This is a genomic window from Pedobacter ginsenosidimutans (assembly GCF_001442625.1).
In the GTDB taxonomy this organism is placed as follows: Bacteria; Bacteroidota; Bacteroidia; order Sphingobacteriales; family Sphingobacteriaceae; genus Pedobacter; species Pedobacter ginsenosidimutans.
In genome coordinates, this window is record NZ_LMZQ01000079.1 from 1 (window position 1) to 3,774 (window position 3,774).

The following is a 3,774-nucleotide window of genomic DNA, read 5'->3' on the forward strand; positions in this document are numbered from 1 at the left end:
CAGGCACAAGCAAAGGCCTGACTTGTGCTTTTCGTTAAATTAATACATTAATCCTTTAAAGCACAAGTCAGCCAGCCCACATTGTCCAAACCACTAAGACTTGCGCTAGAAAAGGTTAAATTAATCCTTTAAGGCACAAGTCAGCTAGCCCACATTGTCCAAACCACTAAGACTTGCGCTAGTAAGGTTATAGTTAGCCTTGTAGGTAAATACCCCGATTTCTCCTGGTTATCCCTTTAGCCTACGCCAATGCCTCCGCCAAATATACTATGTTATAGAAAGTCCGTTAGTGGTTAACCATCTTCATTGCGCCTTCACTATAACGCTCGCCAGTTATAGGATATCGCCTGATCAGTTCATCAACCGCTGTAAGATCATCACCTGTTAGTTCAACTTCAATCGCACCTACATTATCTTCCAGGTATTTTCTTTTTTTCGTGCCTGGAATCGGGATAATATCCTCGCCCTGCGCCAGCACCCATGCCAGGGCAAGCTGTGCAGGTGTGCAACCCTTGGTACCCGCCAGTGCAGCAAATTCAGCTATGAGCCTATTGTTACCGGTAATATTCTCCTGCTGGTAACGTGGCAGGGTTCTTCTAAAATCGTCCTCAGCAAGGATGTTCACATCAAGTGTATTCGTAACCAACCCTCGAGCCAACGGAGAATAAGGCACAAGTGAAATTCCAAGTTCACGAGTAGTCTGCAATATCCCATTTTCCACATCCCTTGTAAGCAACGAATACTCGCTCTGCAGCGCAGCAATGGGATGCTCGGCATGTGCTTTGCGTAAAGAGGCGACAGAAGCCTCGCTAAGTCCAAGATAGCGTACCTTCCCCTCTCTTACCAGATCGGCCATAGCGCCAACGGTTTCTTCAATCGGAATGTTCGGATCAACCCGATGGGCATAGTAGAGGTCTATGGTATCGATTCTCAATCGTTTCAGGCTCTGTTCAACAGCAACTTTCATCCAGGCTGGAGAACCATCAAAATAGGTTCCCGTTGCGCTGCTGGGGCCGGCAATTCCATCTGTAAAACGGAACCCAAATTTAGTTGCAATAAATACCTTGTTGCGATTAGGTACGAGTACCTTAGAAATGAGTGCTTCATTTGCTCCGTTTGCATACATATCGGCAGTATCCCAAAAATTGATCCCAAGATCAAGTGCTTTTTCAAGAGTCGCTAAACTTTCTTTGTCGTCTGTAGGCCCATACGCAAAACTCATGCCCATGCAGCCTAAGCCAAGTGCAGACAGTTTCTCGCTGGTTGTCCCTAAATTTCTATATTTCATTTTGATAAGATTTTGTTCCTTCAAATGTAGATAACAAAGCGAAACCGCGACTTATAAGCATCAAACAGATCGTTATAATATTCAAACAGTTTCTCTCAGTTTAGTAGGTGCTGAACCGGTGTGTTTTTTAAAGAAAAGTGTAAAATATGAAGGGTATTCAAAGCCCAGGCTGTAGGCAACATCACCGATATTCCAGTCGGTATGCTGCAATAGTGCCTTCGCCTCTTTAACAATCCGGGCAGCGATATGAGCGGTTGTGGTTTTACCGGTAACCTCTTTTACAGAACGGTTGAGGTGATTGATGTGTACCGATAAAGCGTCGGCATAATCGGCAGGGTTTTTCAGTTTGAGTATAAGCGTAGGAGAATCAATTGGAAACTGTCTTTCCAGCAGTTCAAGAAATAAGGCAGAAACCCGCGAAGAGGCATTGGCATAGGTGTGAAAATTTGTGGCCGGATTATTTTTCATTGCCTCATGGATCAACAGGTGCAAATAGCTGCGCAGTACATCGTACTTGTGTGGGTAAGTTGAGCACATTTCTGCCTGCATCTTTTGGAATATAGCCGAAAATTCGCGCAATTGTACTTCATCCGGGAAGAACACCGGATTACAGCCGACCTTAAACAAAGGTGAATCGCGCAGGTTATTTACCCGTTCACTATGCTGAATAAAATCTTCGGTAAAAAGACAATACCAGCCCGACTGCTGATCTGAGTCTGCCTCCCAGGAATAAGGCACAATAGGGTTTGAAAACAGCAGCGCAGGCCGGTCAATCTGTATCCACTTATCCGCATAATAGATCTTTCCCTTACCAATAATAAGAGAAACCTTATAAAAATCGCGACGACTGTATGGACTCACCACGGCGCAGCTCTCTCTTGTGAAAACGTTTATGTGGCCAATGCCAGCATTATCGAGCGGAACATCTATGGGAGCATGGCTTGGCAGCCTGTTGTAAAAATCGATAACGGTCTCTGCTTGTTTCATACTGTAAATTTATAAAAATCAAATAATATACCTTGCATAAATCGAATTGATTGACCCCGTACCGCGAATTCCAGAAGCCCCTAAAACAAACTGCTGATCAGAATTAATTAACAATTTGTTTTTGATGGAGAGATATCCATAAATTGTGTTTTTTCAAATCTATTATCCAAAGCCTTTACCAAACCAAAAGTATCTTCCAATAGTCTGTAACGATCAATCCCTCAACAATGGTTATTTCTGTGCGCTCATAGCGTTTAGCGACGTAAATAAGCTGGTTTCTCAGCATTATCAATCATAAAGATTGCCTTGATAATATTTTAATGGAGTACCGCTGGTTACTGGTATACTAAATGGTAATATTCCCTGTGTAGCTACTCATTGCAATAGACTGCCTGTCATCTGAAATAAATGAAATCCAGGTATGCAGTTCATTGTCTTTTTCAAATGCGGGGATTTCAATTGTCTCCATGCCATCAATTCTTCTTGCGCCACTGAGTTTAAAATAAGTCCGCTGAGCTTTAACATTATAAGCAATTACCATCACCTGATCTGTTTCCCTAATCGAGTTATTAGCTGTATTATTCTCCCAGCTGAAATGAAGACCCACATCGTCTTTAACTACGTTGGGCTTTTCTGCACCCAACAAACTTCCAAAGGTTAGACATACCTTTGCACAATCAATTTCGCCATTTGCATCCAATGCGTTGAGCATATTGTACGATTTGGCTGCATTATGCGCAGTCATCATCCTCAGTTTAGATTCGAGATTGTACCCTACCCTAATGAATGTAATTAAGGGTTTAAGGAAAAGCTGCATCCTGGTAAAACCAAACCTGCAACGCTTTTGCTGGGCTGTTCCTTTTTTGTTTTTTGCACTGGATTTAGGTAAAGCTTTCATTACCCATTGTCCATTTAGCTGATAGCCTATCACGCTCCCAACTTTCCCGGTGAAACCACCGTTGATTCCTTGTTTAAATATTGCCATAATTTTAAAAATTATGGGATGATTAACACTAAGGTAAAAAAAGAATTGTAATCGATATACTATTTCAGCAAATTTAACAGGGATTTAAAACATAGTTAGTTCGGGTATAATTGTCACAACTCTGTTTTAAGTCCGAACCAACTCCGAACCAAACCCGTCCTAATCCTTAGTTTTTCCGAACAGAATGTATATGTTAAAATAATCTTGCAAATCTAATTTCATCTTCTCAACCTTAATTGCGTTTATTTCCTTTCCCCATTTTTTATTCGGGATATCACCTCATATTCTAGTGCAAGTCTTAGCACCTCAGGCACAAAGGCCTGACTTGTGCTTTAGCCAAATCAATATATTAATCTCTTAAGAAAATTTTAAAGCACAAATCAGCCAACAACACTGCCCTTTCAGCCGACGAAGCAATCTCACCTATTCTAGCGCAAGTCTTAGCACCTCAGGCACAAGCAAAGGCCTGACTTGTGCTTTAGTCAAATCAAGATATTAATCTCTTAAGAAAATT

3 protein-coding genes are annotated in these 3,774 nt (G+C 41.7%); all 3 read right to left on the bottom strand.

From position 1 onward, the window contains the following. Window positions 1–286: 286 nt before the first annotated feature. Window positions 287–1,288, bottom strand: a complete 1,002-nt coding sequence (locus ASU31_RS26970) for an aldo/keto reductase (RefSeq protein ID WP_057935330.1) — start codon at window positions 1,286–1,288, stop codon at window positions 287–289. A gap of 81 nt (window positions 1,289–1,369) precedes the next feature. Beyond that, window positions 1,370–2,275 carry a helix-turn-helix domain-containing protein gene (locus tag ASU31_RS26975; protein WP_057935331.1) on the bottom strand — a complete coding sequence of 302 codons (906 nt, stop codon included), beginning with the start codon at window positions 2,273–2,275 and terminating at the stop codon, window positions 1,370–1,372. A 346-nt stretch (window positions 2,276–2,621) separates the two neighbouring features. Next, entirely contained in the window at window positions 2,622–3,260 is a 639-nt protein-coding gene (locus ASU31_RS26980) for a DUF6266 family protein (protein ID WP_057935332.1), read from the bottom strand. Window positions 3,261–3,774 lie beyond the last annotated feature (514 nt).

Bases quoted from the DNA above. Each gene is read 5' to 3' on its own strand.
- ASU31_RS26970 (WP_057935330.1), bottom strand. From the start codon at position 1,288: ATGAAATATAGAAATTTAGGGACAACCAGCGAGAAACTGTCTGCACTT.
- ASU31_RS26975 (WP_057935331.1), bottom strand. From the start codon at position 2,275: ATGAAACAAGCAGAGACCGTTATCGATTTTTACAACAGGCTGCCAAGC.
- ASU31_RS26980 (WP_057935332.1), bottom strand. From the start codon at position 3,260: ATGGCAATATTTAAACAAGGAATCAACGGTGGTTTCACCGGGAAAGTT.